Origin of the sequence: Pseudomonas reidholzensis (assembly GCF_900536025.1) — a bacterium.
Lineage (GTDB): Bacteria > Pseudomonadota > Gammaproteobacteria > Pseudomonadales > Pseudomonadaceae > Aquipseudomonas > Aquipseudomonas reidholzensis.
Genome location: NZ_UNOZ01000002.1, coordinates 335,669 through 360,687, shown reverse-complemented (window position 1 = coordinate 360,687; position 25,019 = coordinate 335,669). Strand labels below are relative to the sequence as shown.

Below are 25,019 nucleotides of genomic sequence, written 5' to 3'. Positions count from 1 at the left end.
AACTCCTGAGTAATCCTGACACGCAATCCGTTGCAGCTTCCAAGGCAAGTCCATCGGCTTACCATAGCGCCTGACGCTGACAATAGGCATAAAAAAACCCGCCTAGGCGGGTTTTTTTCTAACGCGTTTCACACTTTTCAGGCGAGTTCAGCGAAGCACGCTTCGATGATTGCCAGGCCCTTGTCGAGCAGTGCGTCTTCGGCAGTCAGCGGCACGAGGATGCGCAGGACGTTGCCGTAGGTGCCGCAGGACAGCAGGATCAGGCCCTTGTCACGCGCCTTGGCAACCACTTGGTTGACGGCAGCGGCGTTCGGGGTGTGCGAGCCAGCGGCGTCGAACACTTCAACGGCGATCATCGAGCCCAGGGCACGCACGTCACCGATGATCGGGTGCTTGGCCTGGATCTGCTTGAGGCCAGTGACCAGACGCTCGCCGACAGCCTTGCTGCGGTCCAGCAGTTTCTCTTCTTCGAACACTTCGATCACGGCCAGGGCCGCGGCGCAAGCGATCGGCGAACCGGCGTAGGTGCCGCCCAGGCCGCCTGGAGCAACGGCGTCCATGATCTCGGCCTTGCCGCACACACCGGCCAGCGGGAAGCCGCCAGCGATGGATTTGGCGAAGGTGGTCAGGTCAGGCGCGACGCCCATCTGTTCCATGGCGAAGAAGGTGCCAGTACGGCCAGCGCCGGTCTGTACTTCGTCGGCGATCAGCAGGATGCCGTGCTGGTCGCACAGGGCGCGCAGGCGCTGCATGAACGGCTTGGTGACCGGGATGAAACCACCTTCGCCCTGAACCGGCTCGATGATGATCGCGGCGATGTCACGTGGCTCGGCGTCGTTCTTGAAGATGCGCTCGATGGAAGCGATCGAGTCGTCGATGCTCACGCCGTGCAGTTCGTTCGGGAACAGCGCGCGGAAGATGCCGCCTGGCATCAGGCCCATGCCGGCCGAGTACGGTGCGACTTTACCGGTCAGACCCAGGGTCATCATGGTACGGCCGTGGTAGCCGCCGGTGAAGGCGATCACGCCAGCACGGCCGGTGGCGGCACGGGCGATCTTGACGGCGTTTTCAACGGCTTCGGAGCCGGTGGTGACCAGCAGGGTCTTCTTCTCGAAGTCGCCTGGGACCAGCGCGTTGATCTTCTCGCAGACTTCTACGTAGGGTTCGTAGGCCAGCACCTGGAAGCAGGTGTGGCTGACCTTGGTCAGCTGCTCTTGCACGGCCGCAACCACTTTAGGGTGCAGGTGGCCGGTGTTGAGTACTGCGATGCCGCCCGCGAAGTCGATCAGTTCGCGGCCTTCAACGTCGATCACGGTCGCGTTCTTCGCCGATTCGACGAAGATCGGGTGGATCTGGCCAACGCCACGTGGGACGGCGGCGACACGACGTTGCATCAAGGATTCGTTGGTCTTGCTCATAATGCCCTCATTCGCGCCGATGCTGACGGCGCTTTTATTCGGGGGTGGCTGGGTGTGTTCACGATCAGTATTCGTTGATCGACTGGCGTGAACGCCCTGGCCACCAGGTACTGCGATGTAAAAAAGACCAGCGAGACGTCGCTCTCGCGCCCCGCTGGCAGAGGTAAAAACCTTGCTACTGAATCAGACGCTGATGCACAGGTACTTGATTTCGAGGTAGTCCTCGATGCCGTACTTGGAACCTTCGCGGCCCAGGCCCGAGGCCTTGATGCCACCGAACGGTGCAACTTCGTTGGAAATCAGGCCGGTGTTGATACCGACCATGCCGTATTCCAGGGCCTCGGCGACACGGAACACGCGGCTCATGTCACGGGCATAGAAGTACGAGGCCAGGCCGAACTCGGTGTCGTTGGACATGGCGATGACTTCGGCCTCGTCCTTGAAGCGGAACAGCGGCGCCAGCGGGCCGAAGGTCTCTTCTTTAGCGACAGCGGCGGTTTTCGGGACGTCGATCAGGATGGTCGGCTCGAAGAAGTTGCCTTCGATCAGCTTGCCACCGGACAGTACCTTGGCGCCCTTGGAGATCGCGTCTGCGATGTGTTCCTGGACCTTGGCCACAGCCTTGCCATCGATCAGCGGACCGGTGGTGGTGCCGTCTTCCAGGCCGTTACCGATCTTCAGCTTGGCGACAGCGGCCTTGAGCTTCTCGGCGAACGCGTCGTAGACGCCGTCCTGGACGTAGATACGGTTGGCGCAGACGCAGGTCTGGCCGTTGTTGCGGTACTTGGAGATGATCGCGCCTTCGACTGCCTTGTCCAGGTCAGCGTCGTCGAACACGATGAACGGGGCGTTGCCACCCAGCTCCAGGGAAACCTTCTTGATGTCCTTGGCGCATTCCTGCATCAGCTGGCGACCGATTTCGGTCGAGCCGGTGAACGACAGCTTGCGCACGATCGAGTTGCCGGTCAGCTCGGTACCGATGTCGCCGGCGCTGCCGGTGACCACGCTGAACACGCCAGCCGGGATGCCGGCACGGGTGGCCAGCTCGGCCAGGGCCAGGGCCGAGTACGGGGTCTGCGAAGCAGGCTTGAGGACCATGGTGCAGCCAGCGGCCAGGGCCGGGCCGGCTTTACGGGTGATCATCGCCGCCGGGAAGTTCCACGGGGTGATGGCCGCGGTAACACCGATTGGCTGCTTGATGACGATCAGGCGCTTGTCCGGCTGGTGGCCCGGGATGGTGTCGCCGTAGACGCGCTTGGCTTCTTCGGCGAACCACTCGATGAACGAGGCGGCGTAGGCGATTTCGCCCTTGGCTTCGGCCAGTGGCTTGCCTTGCTCGGTGGTCATCAGGCGAGCCAGGTCGTCCTGGTTCTCGATCATCAGCTCGAACCAGCGGCGCAGCTTGTTCGAACGCTCTTTGGCGGTCAGTGCACGCCAGGCCGGCAGGGCCTTGTCGGCGGCTTCGATGGCGCGACGGGTTTCGGCGGCGCCCATCTTTGGCACGGTACCAATCACTTCACCGGTGGCCGGGTTGGTCACCTTGATGGTCTGGCCGTTGTCCGCATCCAGCCATTCACCGTTTACGAAGGCTTGCTGGCGGAACAACTGAGCGTCTTTGAGCTGCATGTCGGCTTCCCTTGAGCACCGTGCGCGCACGGGGCGAATTATTGATTGTTGAAATAAGCGCCCCTGCAGGAAAACGCCATCGCGGGGCATCGCGCGTTTGAAATCTCAAACGAATCGTAAGGGTCTGTTGGGTCTTGGACAATAGGCTGTTCGAAAAAAAGAACGAGTGGTTGAACACCTCGTCTGATTTTCGATCGCCAAAGGGCCGCAAATCGGCCCCGAGAAAGGTAGCCCATGTGGGCCAGAAGGTAAAAAGGAGGGCCGACGGCCCTCCGGCAGGAAGGGATCAGAACGCCTTGGCCAAGTCGATCACCAATGCCCGGTAGCCGACACTCCCGGGCTGGCGGCTACGCACTTTCAACTCGACCAGCACTTCCTGGGTGCCACGGCGCACTTCGTTCAGGGTGGTGGTGGTCAGCTTCTCCTTGGTCAGGAAGTCCACCGACGCCGAATAGATGAACTGGGTATCGGTCTCCGGCCGGTAGGCCACCACCGAGGTCACCGGGCTGTACCACTCGTCGCCACGCTCCTTGCCGTACTCCCAGACCTGCTCGACGGTGCCCTTGGCCTCGTCGATCCGGTACTCCACCGCACGGCTGTAGTTGCCGCTGAGCCTGGTCGGGGCGAAGTTGCGCCCCCAGCCATTGTCGAACACGGTCAGCGTGCCCTGCCCGGTCAGCCAGGCGGTGTGCTGGGTCCACGACCAGTCGAAGCCTTCGGCGTAGATCCCGTCCTTCTGCGCGAGCACCTGGCCCTGGCTGTTGACCGGGGTCAGCACCTTGCCCTGCAAGCGCTCCGGCCAGCCTTGCGGCGACGCCAGAATCCACTTCACGCTCTTGTCGCGGGCAATCTTCACCACGCCCTGATGGCGTGCTGAAATGATAATGCTGTCGTCATCTGCGTCGTAGTCGATGGCATTCACGTGCGCCCAGTTGCGCCCGGTGCCCACGCCCGGAATGTCACCGAACGGCAGGTCGCCTTCAGCCAGCTCATTGGCCAGGTTGCTGTCCTGCTTGTGCACGCCGTCGGGCAACTGGATCGCCGCCTTGCCGAGGGTGCCGAGCAGCGCGCCGCGGTACGGGTCGAGGATCTGGTTGAGGTCCCAGAAGTCCAGCACGTCGCCGGCTTCATTGACTTCGATGATGTGGTCGCGCACCGAACGCACGCGCTTGCCGTCCGGGCGGCGGTAGTCGCTGGTGCCGACCCGCAGCAGGTAGGTGCCGTTGGGGGTTTCGCGGATCTCGTGCGAGAAGTCGGCGAACTTGTCGGGCAGGTTGCGCTGCCACACCTGGCGGCCGAGCAGGTCGTATTTGGAGTAGGTCTGGCCCTGGCCCCAGATCAGCTTGCCGTCGCGGGTCTGCTGGAAGCCCATGGTCCCGCCGAGGCCGTCGCGACGGTTGGAGTCGTGGATCTGCTCGATGTCCAGGTACCAGCGCACGTCGCCGTTGCTGTCGGCGATCCAGTTGTTGCCGACCTGGTCCCACTCGGCGGCGCCGCCCAGGGCGTTCCACTTCAGCGCGCGGCCACCGGGGATGTCGCCCAGCAGGTGGTTGAACAGGTACAGGCGCTTCTCGAAACCGGGGGCGACCTTGACCGGCTCGACTTCAGGCAGGGCTGCGGTCTGCTTGGCCACCACCGGCAGGCGCACGGCCGGGGCGTAGATCTGGTAGTCCTCGCGGATCCGCTCACCGTCCAGCTTGTAGCTGACTTCGACCTGGTTGACGTGGTCCGGGTACAGGCCGAACACCGGAATGCCGCCGTAGGTCCACAGCGAACGGTCAGACACCTCGTAGGCGATGTCCACGCCGCGCTCGCCACGGCCACGCACACGGACATGGGCGGCGCTGATGACCCGGCCGCCATCGCGGATGATCGCGGTCAATGGCGCCAGGCGGTACGGGTTGACGACCACATCGCCGAGCAGCGCTTCATCGTGATCGGGCACCTTGGCGGTCAGGCAGGCGCCTTCCGGCAGAACAGGGGTTTGGGTCTTGGCATTCATGGCAAAGCTCCTTGTGCTCAGAAGTCGTAACGGGCGGTGGCGCCCACGGTGCGCGGGGTACCCAGCACGCCGGCATAGCCGCCGTTGGCGGAGTTCCACAGGCTGGTGAAGTAGGTCTTGTCGCCGGCGTTCTTCACCCACAGCGACAGGTCGAGGACGCCGTCGCCCTGGTCCAGGCGCACGCCGGTGGAGAGGTTGACCAGGGCGTAGCTGGGGATCTGGCCGAAATCGGAATCGTCGATGGTGCCCACCGCGCGGGAGCGGAAGGCGTAGCTGGCAGTCACGTAGGGTTCGATCCGCTCGGACAGCTGCCACTTGTATTGGGCATTGAGGTTGGCGATGTACTTGGAGGCGCCGACCACCTGATGGCCAGACAGGTCGCAGGTGGCGTTGGCGTCGGCCAGGCTCACTTCAGGCGGGCACGGTGCGTCCTTGTACTCGGTGTAGCGCACGTCGTTCCACGAGCCGTTGAAGTTGACCGTGAGGCCGTCGATCGGCAGCGCGGTGGCCTCGAACTCCAGGCCACGCGAGCGCACGCTGCCGGCGTTGGCCAGGTACTGCACGCGGTTGACCTGGTCGTAGACGTTGGCCTGGTAGCCGTGCACCTGGGCCCAGAACAGGTTGGCGTTGAGCTGCAGGCGGTTGTCGAGCAGGGTGCTCTTGACCCCGACTTCGGCGTTGTTGACCCGCTCGGTGCCGACCAGCAGCGAGTCGGTGCCCAGCCGCGGCGCGGCGCCCACGGTGAGGTTGACCCCACCGGACTTCTCGCCATGGGTCAGGCTGGCGTAACCGAGCACCTCATCGCTGAAGCGGTAGCTCAGGCTGACCAGGCCGGACGGGCTGAAGCTGTACTGGTTGAGGTCACCGGAATCGTAGGCGCCGATCCGCCCGTTGCGCGCCGTGGCCGCCGCGCCGGTCACCGCCGCGCCACCGCTGGGTGCATCGCGGGTGACCCAGGCGCTCTTCTCTTCATAGGTGCCGCGCACCCCGGCGGTGAAGTCCAGGCGATCCGTCAGGTGCCAGGTGCCTTGGGCAAACAACGCGTAGCTGTCGGTGTCGATGTGGCCATCGCCGAGGGTCGTGACGTTGGCCAGGGCGCCGGCCGGGGTGGCGTTCCAGATGTCCGCCTGCGGGCCATAAGCGGTGAACGATTTGTTGTCCAGGTCCTGCTTGAAGTAGTAGGCGCCGAGCACATAGTCGAAGAAACCACCGGTAGGCGATGCCAGGCGGATCTCCTGCGAATATTGCTTGTCGCGCACCGAGACCCCGGCGTTGTAGCTCGCGGCCACGTTGAGGCCGTCGTCGTTGCGCGGGGTGAAATCCCACCAGCGGTAGGCGCTGATCGAGGTCAGGGTGAAGTCGTTGGGCAGGGTCCAGTTGGCCTCGACCGAGGTGCCGCCCTGGAACACCGTCACCTGCTGGTCAGAGTCGAAGTTGACCTGGCGGTCCTTGCCCGACACCAGCGTGGCACCGGCCTGCGCGGCCAGGCTCTCGTAGCGGTTGACGCCGTTGATGGTCGGCCCGGTGCTGTACAGGCTGAGGATGCCGTTGTTGGAGTCTTCTTCGTTGTACTCGCCGATCCAGCGCAGGTTGAAGGTGTCGCTCGGCTGGAACAGCAACTGCGTGCGGAAACCCTGGCGCTTGCCGCCATTGAGCGTGTCGCCGTTATAGACGTTCTTCACATAGCCGTCGTCTTCGGTGCGGTAGGCACTGATGCGCCCAGCCAGGGTCTCGCTGATCGGGCCGGAGAAGCTGCCCTGGGTCTGCCAGTAGCCGTCTTCAGCCAGCGACGACTGCACGCTGCCTTCAGTGTGAAAGGTCGGTTTGCGGGTGGTGATGTTGAGCACCCCAGCCGTGGTGTTCTTGCCGAACAGGGTGCCTTGCGGGCCGCGCAACACCTCCAGCTGCTCGACGTCGAGCAGGTCGAACACCGCCATGCCCGGCCGGCCCAGGTAGACGTTGTCGAGGTAGATGCCGACGCTGCCTTCGAGGCCGTCACTGGCCGGGTTGTTGCCCAGGCCGCGGATCGAGATGCTCGACTGGCGGGCATGCACGTAGGACACGTTGGTGCTCGGCACCAGTTGCTGGAGGTCCTGCACGCGGTAGATGCGTTGGGTTTCCAGGGTTTCGCTGCCGAGCACGCTGATCGGCGTCGGCACGCTCTGCGCGGTCTCTTCACGGCGACGGGCATTGACCGTGACCGTGCCGAGCTTGGCGGCCTGCTCGGCCGCAGGCTTGGCGCTGACCGGCTCTTCGGCATGACTGCTGCCGGCGGCGGCCAGCAACACGCCAGCGGCCAGGGGTTGCAGGGCAAACAGTGCGGCGCGCTTGGGCCAACGGGATAGTCCAGACATATACATGCTCCTTGAGGCTTGGGCCGTGGCGAGCATTTCCGTTGGCGGAACCGAATCGCGGTTTGGCAGACTTATATTCTTATTGGGTATATAAATATGTTTAATTCATATTTTGTGGAATAAGTAACACCCTTTATAAGGTTCACGACCCTTCCCATCAATTGCATTTCACCGAAAGTTTCCATGTAGAAAATGCATATAGATCTCCGTCAGCTCCGCCACTACATCGCGCTCGTCGAGCACCGCAGCTTCGTCGCCGCGGCAGCGGCGGTGAACTTGTCGCAATCGGCGTTCAGCCGCAGCATCCAGACCCTCGAGCACAACATCGGCTGCCGCCTGGTCGACCGCGCCAGCAAGGAGCTGGCGCCGACCCGGCAGGGCTTGCTGGTGCTCGAGCATTCGCGGCGCCTGGTGCATGGCGCGCATAACCTGGTCAACGAGATCAACCAGTTCAACGGGGCTACCACCGGGGTGGTGCGTTTCGGTTCGGGGCCGGCACCGGCAGGTGGCCTGGTGCCGCGCGCGGTGGCGCGTTTCGTCAGCGAGTTCCCGGCGGCGCGCACCTGCTTCCAGGTGGATAACTGGCAGGCGCTGAACCGCCGGCTGATTGCCGAGGAGATCGAGTTCTTTGTCGCCGACACGCGCCAGTTCGAGGCCGACCCGGATTACCGGGTGCACAAGCTGACGCCGCAGCGCTGGCACTTCTGCTGCCGGGCGGGGCACCCGTTGACCGAGCAGGCCGAGGTGCGTGCGCGGGACCTGTTCGACTACCCGCTGGCGACCACCTTTCGCCCGCCGAATATCCGCAAGATCCTCAGCGACCTCAGTGGCCGGCAGGACTTCCTGCCCAGCGTCGAGTGCGAGCATGGCTATGCGCTGCTCAACGTGGTGTTGCATTCGGACACGATCGGCATTGCCTGCGGGGCCAACCTGCGGCCGTATCAGGGCGAGGGTGGCCTGGTGGCGTTGAAGCTGGTGGATCTGAGCCAGGAGCAGGAAGACGAGTGCTACACCCGCTATGGCGTGGTGAGCCGGGTGGGCTATGGCTTGTCGCCGTTGGCGCAGGGGTTGGTCAGGCAGCTGATTGCCTGTGACAGCGAGCTCTAGGTTCGCCAGAAAGATTCTGGTGCCGCTTCGCGACCCTATCGCGGGCAAGCCCGCTCCTACAACCCTGTAGGAGCGGGCTTGCCCGCGAAGGGCCGCAGCGCGGCCCCGGCTATGTCAGCCTTTACGCGTGGTCCGGCTCAACTGCCCATCGATGCCCACCGGCACCTCGCCGGCCAAGGTCACCCGCCGCACGATCCGCGGCTGGGTACCGTAGTCATCCAGCGCATAATGCTGCGTCGCGCGGTTATCCCAGATCGCCACGTCACCCACCTGCCAGCGCCAGCGCACGGTGTTCTCGAGCCGCGTCACATGCCCCTGCAGCACCGCGAACAGATGCTGCGAGTCCGCCAGCGAATAGCCCTTGATGCGCTTGACGAAGTGCCCCAGTTGCAACGCCCGCTCGCCACTGATCGGGTGCACCCGCACCACCGGGTGCTCGGTCTCGTACACCGTCGAGGCGAACACCTTGCGGTAGCGCTCGAGCTTGGCCGGATCGACGTCCGGCTTGACGCTGGCATAGTCATATTCATTGCTGTGCACCGCCCAGAGCTTGTCGGCCAGCTCGCGCAGCGCCTCCGGCAACTCGCGATACGCCGCCGCCGTGTTGGCCCAGACGGTATCGCCACCCGACGCCGGCGCCACCACGCTGCGCAGGATCGACGCCTTGGGGTAGGCGTCGACGAAGGTCACGTCGGTGTGCCACGAATTGGCCCGCTGGCCCTCGGCACCGTCGAGCTGCATCAGGTAGCTGGTGCCATCGACCACCGGCACCGTAGGGTGCGCGACCGGTTCACCGAGGCGCTTGGCAAAGGCCTCCTGGCGTTGATCGTCGAGATGGTCCTGGCCGCGGAAGAAGATCACCTTGTGCTCCAGCAACGCCGCCTGGATGGCATCGAGGGTGGCGGCGTCCAGCTCGGCAGACAACTTGACCCCGCGGATCTCGGCGCCAATGCGCCCGGCAATCGGTTGAATCTCGAGTTCGACAGTGTGTGGCGCAGCGGCCAGTGCGGCATTGCTCATGGGGTGCTCCTCAAGGTCTGATAACGGGCTTTGTGCGGATCAACGGGCGGCCTGTACGGCCTGGTCGTGTTGCAAGGCGGCATCGAGGAAGCGCGGCTCGATCCATTCGGAAACCTGGAAGCCGCGGCGGATCAGGCGCTCCTTGGCAGCCAGGTCGACGCCCTGCTGCAGCAGGCCGACGAATTCGGCGTCCAGCCGCGGATCGAAGTAATGCGCGAGGTTTTCATTGGCCAGGTCGCCTTCGAGGATCACCCGCGGGTAGTTGGCGGTGTTGGCGACCAGGTCGACATAGGCCTCGCGGTTGTTCTCGTCACGCAGCCACTGGGTGGCTTTTTCCTGGGCCTTGACCAGGCGTGCGGTCAGCTCCGGATGCTGGCGGATGAACGCGCCGGTACCGAGCAACACCGCCTGGGTGCTGCCGGCGCCTTTCAGGTCACGCGAGTTGACCGGCAGCTCGACCAGCCCCCGCTCACGCAGCGAGAGCAGGTTGGACAGGCCCCAGGTGGCGTCGATCTGCTTGGCGGCGATGGCCGCGTTGGCCGCATTGAAGTCGAGGTTGATGACCTTCAGGTCACGCTCGGACAGGCCCTGGCTGGCCAGCGCGCTGGCGAACGAGAGCTGGTTGGCGGTGCCGCGGAACACCGCCACACGCTTGCCCTTGAGGTCTTGCAGCGAGTGGATGCCCGAGCCCGGCACCACGCCCAGGTAGCTCTTCACCCCGCGCACGCCGGCCGACAGCACGCGGGTGTCGAGGCCATTGGCCTTGCCGATGATCGCGGCCAGGTCGCCGAGGTAGGCGAAGTCCGCCTGGCCGTTGGCCAGGGCTTCGTTGATCACCGGGCCGGCACCCTTGAAGAAGCGCCAGTCGATGGTGATGCCGTCCTTGGCGAATTCGTTTTCCAGCAGTTGCTGGCTGCGCAGCACATCGACCACGCCCCCGGCGCTGGGCTTACTGCCGGCACTCAGGTCGGGCACGGCGATGCGGATCGTGTCGACTTCGGCGGCCTGGGCGGTCAGGGCAAAGGCACTGAACACACCGGCCAGTACGGTCGGGGCAAAACGGCTGAGCAAGTGACGGAGTGGGGATGTCATGGCAAGGCTCCTTGGCAGGCTGCCACCGGAAAGGTCCGGCGCTTTGCTCAGAAGCTAGGCAGGTCTGCTTAGAAGCAACAAAGATCAAATCTTCATTCTTTAGTAACTAAAAAACATAAGTCACACGCTGCGTGGCTCGCAGCGGGGTTTGCGGAAAACGCATGGAAAATATGAGGAAAACGCAACGCCCTTACCCTTCCCGATGCATGAAACGCATGCTCTTATCTCTTGAAGTCATTAATGGAGATTTTTTATTCCATAAAGGCATAACCTAAAAACGCTTTGAGAGGCGCGCTGATGAGCGAGATTCTGGGAAAGGGATGGCGATTGCCGGGGCCGCTGCGCGGACCTTTCGCGACACAACGGCGCGCCAACAACAAGCCGCGTGGCGCTCGCTGGCTGCCGTGGCTGCTGCCGCTGGCACTGGCCGCACTGTGGGTGATCGCCAGCCGCCAGCACTGGATGAGCGAGCAGATCCTGCCGGCGCCGACCCTGGTCTGGCAGAGTGCCCTGGACTTCGGCACCGGCGAACTCTGGAGCCACCTGTGGATAAGCCTGCAGCGGCTGGCCTGGGGCCTGATCGCGGGGGTCACCCTCGGCTTGCTGCTGGGCACCTGGCTGGGCGCCTCGCACCGCGCACAAACGCTGGTGCTGCCGACCTTCGTGGCCCTCGCCCAGATCCCCACGTTGGCGTGGATCCCGCTGTTCATGCTGTTTTTTGGCATCGGCGAAATGCTCAAGCTGGTGGTGCTGATCAAGGCGGTGGTGGTGCCGGTGACCCTGCACACCCTGGTCGGCGTGCGCGACGCCCAGCCCAAACTGCGCGAAGCCGCCGCGACCCTGCGCCTGCCGCGTCACCTGGTGTTCCGCCGGCTGCTGCTGCCAGCCGCCCTGCCCTCGTTTCTGGCCGGCGTGCGCCTGGCCCTGGCGACCGGCTGGACCTCACTGCTGGCTGTCGAGCTGCTGGCCTCCAGTGAAGGCATCGGCTACCTGATGGTCTGGGGTCGGCAGCTGTTCATGCTCGACCTGGTGTTCCTCTGCATCCTCCTGATCGGCCTGGTCGGTGCCGTGATGGACCGCGGCTTCAGCAGCCTTGAGCGGCGCCTGCTGTACTGGCCACAGCCGGCCACCGGCGAACAGCGCCGGGCGATCGTGCCGCGGGCCTGGCAAGGCCTGCTGCTGCCGCTCGGCCTGTTGCTGCTGTGGCAGGCCAGCAGCCACTTCGGCTGGGTCGACCAGAACATTCTCACCTCGCCGTTGGGCGTGCTGCACAGCCTGCGCGCCGGTATTGAAGACGGCTCGCTGCTCGAGGCGCTGCGCCTGAGCCTGCAGCGGACCTTGAGCGGCCTGCTGCTCGGCGGCGGCGCCGGCTTCGTACTGGGCCTGCTGCTGGGCCTGTCGAACCCTGCCGAGCGCGCGCTGGGCCCGACTCTGTCAGCCCTGCGCCAGGTGGCGATCTTTGCCTGGGTGCCGCTGCTGACCGCGTGGTTCGGCCTCGGCGAAGGGGCCAAGCTGGTATTCGTCGGCCTGGCGGCGTTCTTCCCACTCTTTATTGCCACCCAACGCGGCATCGCCAGCCTCTCGCCGCAACTGGGCGAAGCCGCCCGCGCGCTGCGCCTCGATCTGCCCCAGCGCCTGCGCCTGCTGGTCTTGCCCGGCGCCGCCCCGGCGATTTTCGCCGGCCTGCGCCTGTCGCTGATCTACGCCTGGCTGGGCACCATCGGCGCGGAATACTTCATGCCCTCGGACGGCGGCATCGCCAGCCTGATGCTCGGCGCGCAACAGCTGTTTCGCATGGACCAGGTGATGGCCGCGATGGTCCTGATCGGCCTGGTCGGCGCCCTGCTCGGCAACCTCGGACAACGCCTCGAATCGCGCGCCACGCGCTGGAGAACCGCATGAACGCCTTTATCAATGCCGCCCTCAATGCGGCCAATCAAGCCGACGCCACCCCGCCGCTGGTCAGCTTCGAGCAGGTCGGCAAGACCTTCACAGTCGACGGCCAGGCCTTCGAGGCGATCCACAACTTCGACCTGTCGATCAACGAGGGCGAGTTCATCGCCATCGTCGGCGCCTCGGGCTGCGGCAAGTCGACCCTGCTGCGCCTGCTGGTCGGGCTCGACACCGATTACAGCGGGCGTATCCGCGTCGACGGCAAGCCGGTGACCGGGATCGGCGGCGAGCGCGGCATCGTCTTCCAGGAGCACCGGCTGTTCCCGTGGCTCAACGTCGAGCAGAACATCGGCCTGGGCCTGGTCAACGAGAAGCTGACCCAGGGCGAGCGTGCCCGCCGGGTCCACGAGTTCGTCCAGCTGGTCGGCCTGGTGGGCTTCGAGTCGGCGTATCCGCACCAGCTCTCCGGCGGCATGGCGCAGCGCGTGGCAATCGCCCGTGGGCTGGTCGCCAGCCCGCGCATCCTGCTGCTCGACGAACCGTTCGGCGCGCTGGATGCGCTGACCCGCCAGCAGTTGCAGGATGAGTTGCTGGCGATTCGCGAGCGCTCCGGGATCACCACCTTGCTGGTCACCCACGATGCCGAAGAAGCTACCTACCTGGCGGATCGGGTGGTGGTGCTGGAGCCGCGCCCGGGGCGGATCAAGGCGGTGGTGGAAATCGACCTGCCGCATCCGCGCCAGCGCACTGGGGTGGCGTTGCATGGGCTGCGCGAGAAGGTGCTGCACCAGATCACCGGCGATGGGAGCTATCTCAAGCCACAGGTGCACAGGGTGGAAGGCTTGCGGCCCGAGCTGATCGCGCTCTGAGCAGTGCCAGGGCCGGCGCTGCCTGGCGTCGCCTGTGCCTTGGAAAAACACCACATATCAAGGCGATGGACGCCCTTCGCCAAGATGGGTATCATTACGCCGCGTTGCACTCGTAGCTCAGCTGGATAGAGTATTGCCCTCCGAAGGCAGTGGTCGTGGGTTCGAATCCCGCCGAGTGCGCCATATCAGAAAAAAGCCCTGGGATGATCTCCCGGGGCTTTTTCGTTTGCGCCGCCTGAACCCATCAGTCCTGTTGCGCTTCGATCAGTTGCCCGCCGCGCCTGTCGCCATGCAGCGCCATGTACCGCGCCAGCTGGCCGAGGCGCACCTCCAGCGCCTGGAGCAGGCGGTGGCGGGTGTCGAGCACCGTGCGCTGGTTGAAGAGCCCCGGCTCTTCCAGATACAGGCCAAACGCACGGTTGATCTGCGCGGCAGGGGTCACGATGTAGTTCTGCCCGGCATTGTGGTTGTACAACGCGACCATCTGGCCGTTCTTGTTTCCGGCGTTGTGCACGAACATCAAGCTCACATGTTGGCCCGGGCGAATCCGCACCTCGCCATTGTTCAGCTGGAAGCAGGCCTCCTTGCCATCTTCCAGGCGCACCCAGAATTCATGCTCCTGAACGTTGTGGCTGCTGACCTGCAGGCTCGACGAGCTGCTGGTGCCGGAGCCAGTGCCATTCCAGATGTAGCCGCCGCTGGTGCTGTGCGAATGGTAGGCGTCGAGGTGGGTCTGGTTGCGCTTCTGGCTGTCCAGCACCTCGCCATTGAAGACGAAGAAGCCCAGCTGCCGCTCGAAGTGGTTGAACGGCTCTTCGATGAAATTGACATCGTCGGGGGTCAGCGTGATGTCGTACATGGTGCGGATCATTTCTTCACGCGCGGCCTTGTCGCGCTTGGCCTGTTCCTGCAGCTGGGCCCGGCGCACCTTGGCGTCGTCGATGGCCTTGAGTGCCTGGGCCTTGAGCAGCGGGGTCTTTTCCTGGGCGTAGCCGGCGGCCTTGTCACTGGCCTGCTTGATGATCGGCGCCGCTTTCTGCCCGGCTTCCACGGCCAGGTCACGCGCCTTGTCCAGGGCCTGGGCAGCCTTGGCGGCCAGCTCGGGGTTAGCGTCGTAGGCTTTCTTCTTCAGGTCATCCCAGAGACTCATTCTCTTCACGCTCCATTCATCGATGATCGGATCAGCCCATGCGCTGACCGGGATGCTGGCAGTTTAACCTCAACCGAGGGAATCTGACGTCAAAAAGCCAGCTAACAAAATTGACGGGGAAATCATTTTGCCAGTAGTGTTGTCCGGTTATTCGGTATCAAGGTATGTATGCCGAACGGATTGATTCAAGACTAGGCAGGGTCTACAAGGATGCGCGGAGTATTGCTACGCAGCGGTAAAAGTGAAGACTTCACCGCATTGGGAGAGACCGGCCAGCCTGTCTATCGCGCGGCCTTGCAGCTTCGCGAGGCGATCCGGCGCAAGTACCCGGAGCATCCGCACCTGGTCGAGCACCTGGCCATCCCGCAGTCGGATGCGCTGGGCAGCACACTCGATTGGTACAGCGAGCGCCCCGGTGACGTGATCCCCTGGAGCAGCGCCACCGAGGAAGAGCGGGCGCCTGCGCGTGCGCAACTGGAAGTGCTGCAACTGCGTATCAACGACCTCAGCAACAGCATGCTGGGCCTCGACAGCAACGGCGCGCCGCTGCCCAACACGCGCAATGCCGCCCAGGGCGACAGCACGGTGTTCGGCAAACTGCTGACCTGCGTGGTGCCGTTCCCCGACGAAAACTTCGTCTACCTGGTCGATGGGCGCCCCGTCCTGACCTTCTGGGGCTTCATCCATGCCGGTGCCGAGCGCAGCCGGCAGCCGCTGCACTGCCTGTATCCGCGTGTAGCCCCGGTCGCCGAGCCGGCCCCCGTCGTGCCACCGCCGATTACCCCCGCACCCGTCGCCCCTGCTGCGCCCATCGCACCGGTACCGGTGCCCGCCAGCCCGTGGTGGCGCCGTTGGTGGCTGTGGCTGCTGCCCTTGCTCCTGCTGTTGGCCTTGCTGCTGTTCGGCCTGCGCGCTTGCGTGCCCGGCTTTAACCTGCCTGGCATGGGCCTGCCGAACGGCGACCTGAAACTGCCTGACACTGGCCACAACCTGCCGAGCGGGAATGGCACGGGCGCCGGTAACCTGGTGCCTGGCAACGGGCAAGTGCCCGGTCACACGGTTGTGCCGCCGACCGATGGCGGTCAAGCCCCCGAAGTCGCCAATCCCGACGCTGCCACTGGCACCGAGCAACCGTCGCCCGAGGCGCCCGTTCCAGCACCAGAGCCAGGCAACGAAGCTCAAACGCCGCCGGCACCGCCAGAGCCGCCCCAGCCAGAGCCCCAGCCCGAGCCAACCCCAACGCCCGCGCCGCCCGAGCTGACCGAGGACAACCCGCAGACTGGCGCCCAGCCCAACTTGCTGAGCATCCCGCCGGATGCCGCCGATGGCACCGCCAAGTTCCTCAATGGCGACTACGCCGGCGCTGGCATCCAGGAGGTCGGCACCGGCAAGCCGCTGCGCCTCAAGTACGACTTCCAGGACGGTAAAGGCCAAGCCACCGTCAGCCGCTCGGACGGCGTGCGTTGCCAGGCGCCGGTTGCGGCACAAATGAACCAGGGTCAGCTGTCGATCAACAGTGCAGGCCAGGCGGCCTGTGCCGATGGCAGCAGCTACGACCTGCCCCAGGTGAACTGCAAGCCAGGCGCTTCCGGCCCGGCTGACTGCAACGGCAACTACGGTGCCGACGCCTTCCCGATGCTGATGAAGCAAGCCGGCCAATAACACGAGACGCAGACGATGTTGCCCGAAATCACCCAGTTCGAAGAAACGGTCACGCTGGTCAGCGATACCGGCATTCAATTCATGGATTTCGCCCTGCGTCTCGGCCCCGATGGCGAGCAGGCCGGCAAGTTCGTGCAGTTGAACAACGGCATGGTGCCGACCCGCCTGTTGTGGTCGCGCGAGTACAAGGACTTCTACGAGCCCGAGCCGGACAAAGTCGTCCAGGTCGAGTTCGACAGCAGCGACGACAACCACTTCCGGGTCTCCATGGAAGAAAGCCTGAAGCTGTTCGACGGCGTCTGGCTGCCGCTGCCGTTCCTGCGCTTCATGCCGCCGCACCGCTTCGACGAAGGCCCGAACAACTGGGCGCGGATGCGCCTGGTGAAACTCGCCGAGCCTGACGTCGATGGCAATACCCACCGCCTTACGCTGGGCTTCGACAGCCGCATCATGCCGGCCGTCGCCGGGTCGCACTACCTGGCGCCAAGCGACGAAGACGTGCGCGCAGGCGTGGCGTTCAAGCTGGCCTGCAGCGCCCGCGAGTATGGCTGGTTCCTGACCCACGGCTGGATCCGCGAGTGGCTTGCCGAGCTGTATGGCGAAGCCCGCGCCGAATGGACCCGCGAGCGCCTCGAGCGCGACCTGCAGGGTAACCGCCACCTGGGCCACTACCTCAACGTGCTGAGCCTGCTGCGCCGGCCGATCCCGGCCGAGCAGAGCAACGAGAAGCCCAAGGTCGAGATCCCGGAAATCAAGGTGGTCGCCAACGAGACCCAGGGCGTGGTCCAGCCGATCCCGGTGGACCTGGTGCTCGACGTCGGCAACTCGCGCACCTGCGGCATCCTCATCGAAGACCACGGCCAGGCCGGCTCCGGCATGCGCCACAACTACGTGCTCGAGCTGCGCGACCTGAGCGAGCCGGAGAAGGTCTACAACGAGGCCTTCGAGAGCCGCGTCGAGTTCACCCAGGCGTACTTCGGCAAAGACAACTTCTCGGTCAAGAGCGGCCGCCACAACGCCTTCCAGTGGCCGACCATCGCCCGTGTCGGTGGCGAGGCCGGGCGCCTGGCCAGCCGTCGTCGCGGCACCGAAGGTTCGACCGGCTTGTCCAGCCCGAAACGCTACCTGTGGGACGAGAAAGCCTACGGCCACGGCTGGCGCTTCAACACCTCCTACGTCAAGACCGACAAGGAGCCGCTGGCCACCGCCGCGCCGTTCGCGCACCTGATCAACGACCTCGGCCAGGCCCTGTACCTGCCGCCGAAAAACGACATGCCGGTGTTCACCCCGCGCTACTCGCGCAGCAACCTGATGACCTTCATGCTCGCCGAAGTGGTCACCCAGGCTCTGTCGCAGATCAACAGCCCGGCCCAGCGTTCGCGCCAGGGCCATGCGCGGGTGCCGCGACGGCTCAACAGCATCACCCTGACCGTGCCGCCAGGCATGCCCCAGGCCGAGCGCAGCATCCTCAGCAACCGCCTCTATGAAGCGGTCGGGCTGGTCTGGAAGAGCTTTGGCTGGCACCCCGGCGAGAGCAACCCGTTCAAGGACAAGAGCATCGTCCCGCGCACGCCGCTGCCGAGCATCCGCGTCGAGTGGGACGAAGCCAGCTGCGGCCAGCTGGTGTACCTGTACAACGAGGTCAACGAGAACTTCGCCGGCCACCCGGAAGAGTTCTTCGCTGCCCTGGCCCGCCCGGACAAGCAGGAAACCGAGCAGATCACCCTGGCGACCATCGACATCGGCGGCGGCACCACCGACCTGGTGATCACCGACTATCGCCTGGACCGTGGGGCCAACGGCGGCGCCGGGGCCAACGCGCACATCGTGCCGAGCCAGCGTTTCCGCGATGGCTTCAAGATCGCCGGTGACGACATCCTGCTCGACGTGATCCAGGAGTTCATCCTGCCGTCGTTCCGCAAGGCCCTGCAGCACGCCGGGGTCAGCGCGCCGGACGCGATGATGTCGCGCCTGTGCGGCAACGGCGACGCCTCGGCGCAAGAGCGCATCCTGCGTCAGCAGCTCAACCTGCAGATCTTCGTGCCGCTGGGCCTGGCCCTGCTCAAGGCCTACGAGAACTACGACCCGGCGCAGCCGCAGGACGTGCTCGAACAGACCTGGCAGCAGGTGCTCGGCAACGCCTCGATCAACGACAGCGTGCTCGAATTCGTCAACGCCGCGGTGCGCCGCGAAGTCGGCCGCGAGGGCACCCTGGAGCTGCTGCAGACGCCGATCGCGTTCGACCTCGAGCAGGTCCACGCGGCCTTTGTCGGCGGCCAGATCAACATCACCCGGATCCTCGCCGAGCTCTGCGAAGTGGTGTCCCACTACCCGTGCGACATGCTTCTGCTGACCGGCCGGCCGTCGCGCCTGCCCGGCATCCAGGCGTTCATCCGCCAGCGCCTGCCGCTGCCGCCGGGGCGCATCCTGCCGCTGCAGAACTACCGCACCGGTGGCTGGTACCCGTTCCACCGCAACGGCCTGATCGACGACCCGAAGAGCACCGCCTCGGTCGGCGCGATGATCTGCCTGCTGTGCTCCAAGCACAGCGTGCCGAACTTCTATTTCCGCACCGTCGAGCTCAAGCCGTACTCGATCATCAAGCAGTTTGGCCAGATCGACACCGCCGGCACCATCAAGCATGCCGACGTGCTCTATCACGACCTCAAGTCGGCCAAGGGGCGCATCGAGCTGCCGATCGTCGGTGACGGCGAGCAGCGCGGTACGCCGTGGCTGGAGATGCGCGGCGACATGCACCTGGGCTATCGGCAGTTGTCGGCCGAGCGCTGGTCGGCCTCGCCGCTGTACACCCTGCGCTTTACCGCGCGTGGCAGCAGCGCCTTCTCCAAGGCGGTCGGCAAGGGCGGTGAAGCGCCAGTGCTGCGCGTGCGCCTGGAGGTCGAGGAGCCGTCCGATCAACTCCTCGAGCAGGGCCTGATCAGCGACAAGCTGGTCATCTGCGACCTGCAATCGAATATCCAGGACGCCGATTTCGACTACGACCGGGATCTGGAGCTTGCACTCAACACCATGCCAACCATGAGCCTGAGTGACAGCGACTATTGGCTCGACAGCGGGAACGTCAAAGGAAAATGAGCGACCTTACGCCGAAGCAACAGCAATTGATGAACGCCTGGGGCGCCATTCACCAAGGCGCCGGTGAGGCCCTGTCGTGGATCGACCAGGTACGTGGCAATGCTGCCAGCGTCGAGGCCGAAGCGGATGGCTTGAGCCTGCGCCTGCGCCAGGCCCGCAACCGCGCCAAGGACCTCCGTCTGGCCGCCTCGACGCCCATGGTGATCGGCTTCTTCGGCCTGTCCCAGGCCGGCAAGTCGTACCTGATCTCGGCCCTCGCTGCTGACCGCAGCGGGCGCCTCGAGACCGACTTTGGCGGCAAGACCCTGGACTTCATCGACCACATCAACCCGACCGGGCTGGGCAAGGAGGCCACCGGCCTGGTCACGCGCTTCAGCCGCCTGGCCAAGCCCAGCCCCGACGCCAGCTACCCGGTCGAGCTGAAGCTGTTCAGCGAAGTCGAAGTGGCGAAGATCCTCGCCAACGCCTGGTTCGAAGACTTCGACCAGGAAAAACTCGACTACAGCTTTACCGACGACAGCCTGCAGGCGCTGCTCAAAGGCTTTGAAGGCCGCGAGCAGGAGCAGCTGCAACCGGGCGTCAACGGTGACGACGTGGTCGCCCTGTGGGACTACCTCAAGGGCAACTACGAAAAATCCGTGCGCAAGCTCGACGAGCTGTATTGGCCACGGGCGATCAAGCTCGCCCCGCACCTGAGCTACCGCCAGCGCGCCAAGCTGTTCTCGGTGCTCTGGGGTGAGCAACCAGCACTGACCGAAGTCTACGAACTGCTGGTCGGCGGGCTGCACAAGCTGGGCTTCCCGGACACCGTGTACGCGCCTTTGAGCGTGCTGGTGAAGGAAGACAACGGCGTCTACACGCAAACCAACAGCATCATGAACGTCGATATTCTCGGCCGCCTCGGCACTGGCCGCGACCTGCCGGTCAACGTGCTGCCGCGTCAGGGTGACAAGGTCCAGGGCAGCGTCGCGCTGACCGTCGCCCAGCTGGCGGCGCTCACCGCCGAGATGACCTTCCGCCTGACCAACAGCCCCAAGGACCCGGTGGTCGAAGCCGTCGACCTGCTCGACTTCCCTGGCTACCGCACCCGCCAGAAGCTGCTGCGCCTCGAAGACGCGGCCAGCCCGGACGCGGTCGAAGAGGTCAACCCGGCCTCCAGCCTGATCCTGCGCGGCAAGGTCGCCTACCTGTTCGAGCGCTACACCGACTCGCAGCAGATGAACGGCCTGGTGCTGTGCACCAGCTCGTTCAAGCAGAGCGAAGTGGTCAGCGTGGGCCCGGTGCTGACCCGCTGGATCCACAAGACCCAGGGCGCCACGCCGAAAGAGCGCGGCCAGCGCACCCCCGGCCTGATCTGGGCCCTGACCATGCTCGACGGCTTCATCGGCAACACCCTCGGCCTCAGCGAAGGGCAACTGCCCGAAGGCTGCGAGAACATGATGAAGCTGACCATGATCGAGCGCTTCGGCGCCCAGGAATGGATGAAAGACTGGTCTGGCGTACCGTTCAACAACACCTACCTGGTGCGCAAGCCGCGCCTGGACACCGCGTTCATCGAGCGCGATGAAGGCAACGGTGAAGAAACCCAGTTCAACCAGCGCCACGCGCCGCGCCTGCAACAGCTGCAGGACTGCTTCGCCCAGAGCCCGTCGGTACAGCGCCACATCAAGGACCCGGCCAACGCCTGGCGGGCCATGCTCGAGCTCAACGACGGTGGCATCAGCCGCTTCAGCGGCAGCTTCCAGGGCATCAGCGACATCGACTTCAAGCTGACCCGGATCGACGAGCAACTGCAACAGTGCCGCAGCGACCTGCTCGAGCACGGCCTGCACGCCTGGCGCGAAGAAGACTTCGAGCAGCTGCTGAACAAGAAGCGTGAAAAGACCCAGTACCTGGTCGACAACCTGGGTGCCGACCCGGATGCGATCAGCGAGTTGATCAACGCCCTGCAACTGCCGGTCGAAGAACTGCGCGAGCTGTACCTGGGTGGCGTCTACGAGATCGACGGCATCGACGGCGACGCCGAGGCCGAGCCAGAAGCCGCCGCCAAGGCACCCGCCAACAAAGCCCCGGCGATCAACTTCGGCAACCTGTTTGCCAGTTCCCAGGCCGCTGCGGCGCCCGCACCGGCCGCCAAGCCGCTGACCCAGCGGCTGAACGCCGAACAGCGCTTCGCCCGCGCCGCGCTGAAAGCCTGGATCCGCCACATGCGCGAGCTCGGCACCCAGACCCTGCGCCTCAACAGCCTGCGCATCAGCCGTGAACTGGCCGACGCACTGACCGAGGAGCTGATCAGCGCCGTGCGCCGCCCAGGCTTCCTCGAGCAGCTCGACCAGGCGGTGACCCGGCGTATCGTCGGCGGCGCGCGGCGCGACCAGATGGTTCAGCGCCAGGTGATGAGCGTGCAGTTGCTGATGCGCGACTTCCTGTCGTGGTTCGGCCTGCTGCAGTTGCCGGCCAGCCAGCGCCCGAACAGCCTGCTGGGCGAACGCCAACCGGTGTTCAACTTCTACCAGAGCGTGGCCGTCGGCGAACTGCCGCAGTTGCCCGAGCAACCGTCGCACCAGGAGCAACGCTTCCTGGTCGACTGGCTGTCGGGCCTGGCCTGGCTGACCCAGGAAAACGCCAAGAACGGCGCCGACCCTGAAATCACCACCGAGCAGCGCCGCCAGTTGGCGGTTCTGCTGAACACCTTCGAAGCGAGCTGACTGCAATGGGTATCAGAGTTGATGTGCTGCCACTGGATGTGAACACGCCGGGCCATGGCCTGCTGCGGATCACCGGCTGGGAGGGCGCGAGCGAAGGCCTCGAGTGCTCCCTGCAGAGCAGCCAGACCCACGACTTCCTGCACCCGGGTGGCCAGTGGAGCAATGTCGCCCACGGCTTCAAGCTGGACGGCCTGCGCCCGGTCGACGGTGCCCCGGCCATCGAGACGCGGATCGGCCCGGAGCTGATCGACCCGCTGCTCGAAGCCAGCGGCACGGCGAACTTCCGCGTCGAGCTGAGCAACCCGCAGCTGGGCCAGAGCGACATGGGCATGGTGCGCATCAACAGCGCGGTGCTCGCGTCGAGCTCGGCGGCGCCAAACCAGGCGCCGCCGGCCCCTGCGCCACAGGCGCCAGCACCGGTACCCGCACCGGCACCTCTGCCAGAGCCGGAGCCGGAGCCGGTCGCCAGCGCGCCAGTGATCGAACCCGAGCCCGTTGCAGGCCTCGCCGCAGAACCCATCGCCCCCGCGCCAGCCGCCAAGGCCAAGTCGGGCAACCGCTGGCTGCTGCCACTGCTGCTGGTGCTTGCCCTCGCGGCCGCCGCTGCGGGCGCCTGGTGGTGGTTCAGCAAGAAGCCGGAGGCGGTCGTCGAGGCCCCGGCCCCTGAAACAACAGTGGAGCAGCCGCCCACTACCGATACACCGCCAGCCGCCCTGCCCTGCACCCTGGAAAGCATGCAGAGCCAGCCCGAGATCGCCTTTGTCCAGGCCTGTATCCAGAACGCCCCAGGCAGCGCTGCGCTGCTCGAAGTGATTACCCAGGCCAAGGCCAGTAACCACTGCGGCGTTGCCCAGCGCCTGTACGCCAACCGCGCCCAGGGCGGCGACGTCGAAATCGCCAGCGCCTACGCCCGTGAGTACGACCCCAAGTACCACCAGCCGAGCGAATGCTTCAAGGCGCCCGACGCCGCCACCGCCGCGTACTGGTACGAAACCATTCTCGGCTTCGACGAGAACAACGCCGAAGCCAAGCAGCGCTTCGAGGAGCTCAAGCCATGAGCCTGCGCAGCCTCAGTGCGGCCCTGCTGGCCCTGACCCTCAGCCCGGCCCTGCACGCGGCCGACAAGCCGCTGCTGCAGGACGGCAAGAAGACCCTGTTCCAGCGCGTGCTGACCACCCCCGGCTGCAAGCTCAGCGATGCCGCCGGCGCCGCGCCGGGCAGCGCCCAGCCGACCTTCAGCCGCTTCTACGTCTACGAACGCGCCACGGCCGACAACCGCGAGTGGCTGCGCGTCGGCCCCGACACCCAAGGCAAGAGCATCGGCTGGCTGCCGGGCGACTGCACCGTCGAGTGGAAGATGCAGCTGACCCTGGCCTTCACCAACCCGGCCAACCGTGACCGGCTGATGTTCTTCAAGGACCGCGCCCAGCTCGAGGGCATCCTCGACGCGCCGGACCCGGTCAGCCAGGTCGCGCCGCTGCGGGCCAAGCTCAAGCACGGCAGCGAGGCGCCCGGTGTGCTCGCCGAAGAGCCGCAATACTTCGTCGACCTGCAGAAGAACTTCTACCTGCTGCCGGTGCTCAGCGGCGAAGAAGTGATGACCGAAGAAGGCTTCCGCACGCGCATCCTCAACGTCGCCTCGGTCAGCAAGGCCGACCCGGCCAGCGCGGCCAGTGCCTCTGCCGGCGCCAGCGCAGCGGCCAAGACCGCGGCCAACACCCAGCTCAAGGCCTTCAGCGCCGCCGTGGTGTTCGTCATCGACTCGACCATTTCGATGGACCCGTACATCGACCGCACCCGCGAGGCGATCAAGCGCGTCTACGCCCAGATCGAGAAGGAAAACCTCGGCAAGCAGGTCAAGTTCGGCCTCATCGCCTACCGCTCCAGCACCCAGGCGGTGCCGGGCCTGGAATACGTCAGCAAGATGTACGCCGACCCCAACACGGTCAAGGACGGCGCCGACTTCCTGGCCAAGGTGGCGGACCTCAAGCAAGCCAAGGTGTCCAGCAAGGCCTTTGACGAAGACGCCTATGCCGGCGTGATGCACGCCGTCGACAAGGTCGACTGGAGCCAGTTCGGCGCCCGTTACGTGGTGCTGATCACCGACGCCGGCGCCCTCGACGGTGGCGACAAGCTGTCGAGCACCGGCCTGGGTGCCGAACAGGTGCGCATCGAAGCCAGCAACCCGGGCGTCGCGCTGTACACCCTGCACCTGAAGACCCCGAGCGGTGCCAAGAACCACAGCAGCGCCGAGGCCCAGTACCGCTCGCTGTCGACCTACCCCGGCACCAACACGTCGCTGTACTACCCGGTCAACGCCGGTGACGTCGACGAGTTCGGCCGCAAGGTCGACAGCCTCGCCGGCGCCATCACCCAACAGGTGCGCTCGGCGTACATGGGCGAAGACGCGGTAGGCAGCGCGACCAACGCCAAGGCCGCCCCCGCCGAGCAGAAGATGCTCGAGGACGCCGCGCTGATCGGCCACGCCATGCAGCTGGCCTACCTCGGCAAGGCCACCGGCACCCAGGCACCGCCGGTGTTCCAGGCGTGGATCAGCGACCGCGACCTGATCAAGCAGAACGTACCGACCACCGACGTCCGCGTGCTGCTGACCAAGGCCCAGCTGAGCGACCTCAGCGACGTGCTCAAGCAGATCCTCGACGCCGCCAACGAAGGCATGATCTCGCCCAGCGAGATGTTCACCCGCCTGCGCTCGGTGGCCGCGACCATGGGCGCCGACCCCAACCAGCTCAAGCAAGGCTCGACCACCCGCGTGGCCGACCTCGGGGTCCTCGGCGAGTACCTGCAGGACCTGCCCTACCAGAGCGAAGTGCTCAACCTCGATGAAGAAACCTGGAAAGGCTGGGACGGCCTGGCCCAGGAGAAATTCATCCGCAACCTGAGCACCAAGCTGCGCCACTACCAGCGTTACAACGCCGACGTCGACCGCTGGGTGGCCCTGGCCCCGGGCAGCGACAGCCGCGACAACGTCTACCCGGTACCTCTGGAAATGATGCCCTGA

At 65.4% G+C, this 25,019-nt stretch carries 15 protein-coding genes and 1 tRNA gene; 9 read left to right on the top strand and 7 right to left on the bottom strand.

The window, feature by feature from the left end; translation table 11 throughout:
- Nucleotides 1–137 precede the first annotated feature (137 nt).
- The 4 genes from gabT to CCOS865_RS01770 all read right to left on the bottom strand — a co-directional run bounded on the left by gabT (nt 138) and on the right by CCOS865_RS01770 (nt 7,400).
- Nucleotides 138–1,418, bottom strand: coding sequence for a 4-aminobutyrate--2-oxoglutarate transaminase (gene gabT, locus CCOS865_RS01785; protein ID WP_119137335.1), 1,281 nt, complete (start codon nt 1,416–1,418; stop codon nt 138–140).
- Between the two features lie 183 nt (nt 1,419–1,601).
- Nucleotides 1,602–3,044, bottom strand: coding sequence for an NADP-dependent succinate-semialdehyde dehydrogenase (gabD, locus tag CCOS865_RS01780; RefSeq protein ID WP_119137333.1), 1,443 nt, complete (start codon nt 3,042–3,044; stop codon nt 1,602–1,604).
- A gap of 286 nt (nt 3,045–3,330) precedes the next feature.
- A complete protein-coding gene (locus CCOS865_RS01775; RefSeq protein ID WP_119137331.1) occupies nt 3,331–5,046 on the bottom strand; it encodes an aryl-sulfate sulfotransferase in 1,716 nt (571 codons plus the stop codon).
- A 17-nt stretch (nt 5,047–5,063) separates the two neighbouring features.
- A complete protein-coding gene (locus CCOS865_RS01770; protein WP_119137329.1) occupies nt 5,064–7,400 on the bottom strand; it encodes a TonB-dependent receptor in 2,337 nt (778 codons plus the stop codon).
- A 192-nt stretch (nt 7,401–7,592) separates the two neighbouring features.
- Here CCOS865_RS01770 and CCOS865_RS01765 point away from each other — a divergent pair, with 192 nt between their 5' ends.
- The gene (locus CCOS865_RS01765) at nt 7,593–8,507 is read left to right on the top strand and encodes a LysR family transcriptional regulator (RefSeq protein ID WP_119137327.1); all 915 of its coding nucleotides are present in this window, start codon (nt 7,593–7,595) and stop codon (nt 8,505–8,507) included.
- Between the two features lie 114 nt (nt 8,508–8,621).
- On the opposite strand, the gene CCOS865_RS01760 is transcribed toward CCOS865_RS01765, so the two are convergent.
- Together CCOS865_RS01760 and CCOS865_RS01755 are read right to left on the bottom strand one after the other, a co-directional pair.
- Nucleotides 8,622–9,527 (bottom strand): TauD/TfdA dioxygenase family protein, encoded by a 906-nt coding sequence (locus CCOS865_RS01760; RefSeq protein ID WP_119137325.1) that lies wholly within the window; start codon nt 9,525–9,527, stop codon nt 8,622–8,624.
- 39 nt (nt 9,528–9,566) lie between these two features.
- Entirely contained in the window at nt 9,567–10,619 is a 1,053-nt protein-coding gene (locus CCOS865_RS01755; protein WP_119137323.1) for an ABC transporter substrate-binding protein, read from the bottom strand.
- A 297-nt stretch (nt 10,620–10,916) separates the two neighbouring features.
- On the opposite strand from CCOS865_RS01755, the gene CCOS865_RS01750 reads away from it, so the two are divergent.
- The 3 genes from CCOS865_RS01750 (at nt 10,917) to CCOS865_RS01740 (ending at nt 13,564) form a co-directional block, all read left to right on the top strand.
- A complete protein-coding gene (locus CCOS865_RS01750) occupies nt 10,917–12,521 on the top strand; it encodes an ABC transporter permease (protein WP_119137321.1) in 1,605 nt (534 codons plus the stop codon).
- On the top strand, nt 12,518–13,381 hold the full coding sequence (locus tag CCOS865_RS01745) for an ABC transporter ATP-binding protein (protein ID WP_119137319.1): 864 nt from the start codon (nt 12,518–12,520) through the stop codon (nt 13,379–13,381). The genes CCOS865_RS01750 and CCOS865_RS01745 overlap by 4 nt, the downstream gene beginning before the upstream one ends.
- Before the next feature lie 106 nt (nt 13,382–13,487).
- Nucleotides 13,488–13,564 (top strand) — tRNA-Arg (locus CCOS865_RS01740).
- Nucleotides 13,565–13,625: 61 nt separating this feature from the next.
- Here the strand turns inward: CCOS865_RS01740 and CCOS865_RS01735 are convergent.
- Nucleotides 13,626–14,531, bottom strand: coding sequence for a hypothetical protein (locus tag CCOS865_RS01735; protein WP_119137317.1), 906 nt, complete (start codon nt 14,529–14,531; stop codon nt 13,626–13,628).
- A 210-nt stretch (nt 14,532–14,741) separates the two neighbouring features.
- On the opposite strand from CCOS865_RS01735, the gene CCOS865_RS01730 reads away from it, so the two are divergent.
- Genes CCOS865_RS01730 through CCOS865_RS01710 form a run of 5 tightly spaced genes read left to right on the top strand, consistent with a single transcriptional unit; the run spans nt 14,742 to nt 25,019 of the window.
- Nucleotides 14,742–16,193, top strand: coding sequence for an SrfA family protein (locus CCOS865_RS01730; RefSeq protein ID WP_119137315.1), 1,452 nt, complete (start codon nt 14,742–14,744; stop codon nt 16,191–16,193).
- A gap of 15 nt (nt 16,194–16,208) precedes the next feature.
- Nucleotides 16,209–19,289 carry a virulence factor SrfB gene (locus CCOS865_RS01725; protein WP_119137313.1) on the top strand — a complete coding sequence of 1,027 codons (3,081 nt, stop codon included), beginning with the start codon at nt 16,209–16,211 and terminating at the stop codon, nt 19,287–19,289.
- On the top strand, nt 19,286–21,997 hold the full coding sequence (locus CCOS865_RS01720) for a virulence factor SrfC family protein (protein ID WP_119137311.1): 2,712 nt from the start codon (nt 19,286–19,288) through the stop codon (nt 21,995–21,997). The genes CCOS865_RS01725 and CCOS865_RS01720 overlap by 4 nt, the downstream gene beginning before the upstream one ends.
- A gap of 5 nt (nt 21,998–22,002) precedes the next feature.
- Entirely contained in the window at nt 22,003–23,055 is a 1,053-nt protein-coding gene (locus tag CCOS865_RS01715) for a hypothetical protein (RefSeq protein ID WP_119137309.1), read from the top strand.
- Nucleotides 23,052–25,019: a vWA domain-containing protein gene (locus CCOS865_RS01710; RefSeq protein ID WP_119137307.1), complete on the top strand. Its 1,968-nt coding sequence runs from the start codon at nt 23,052–23,054 to the stop codon at nt 25,017–25,019. Before CCOS865_RS01715 ends, CCOS865_RS01710 begins: the two co-directional genes overlap by 4 nt.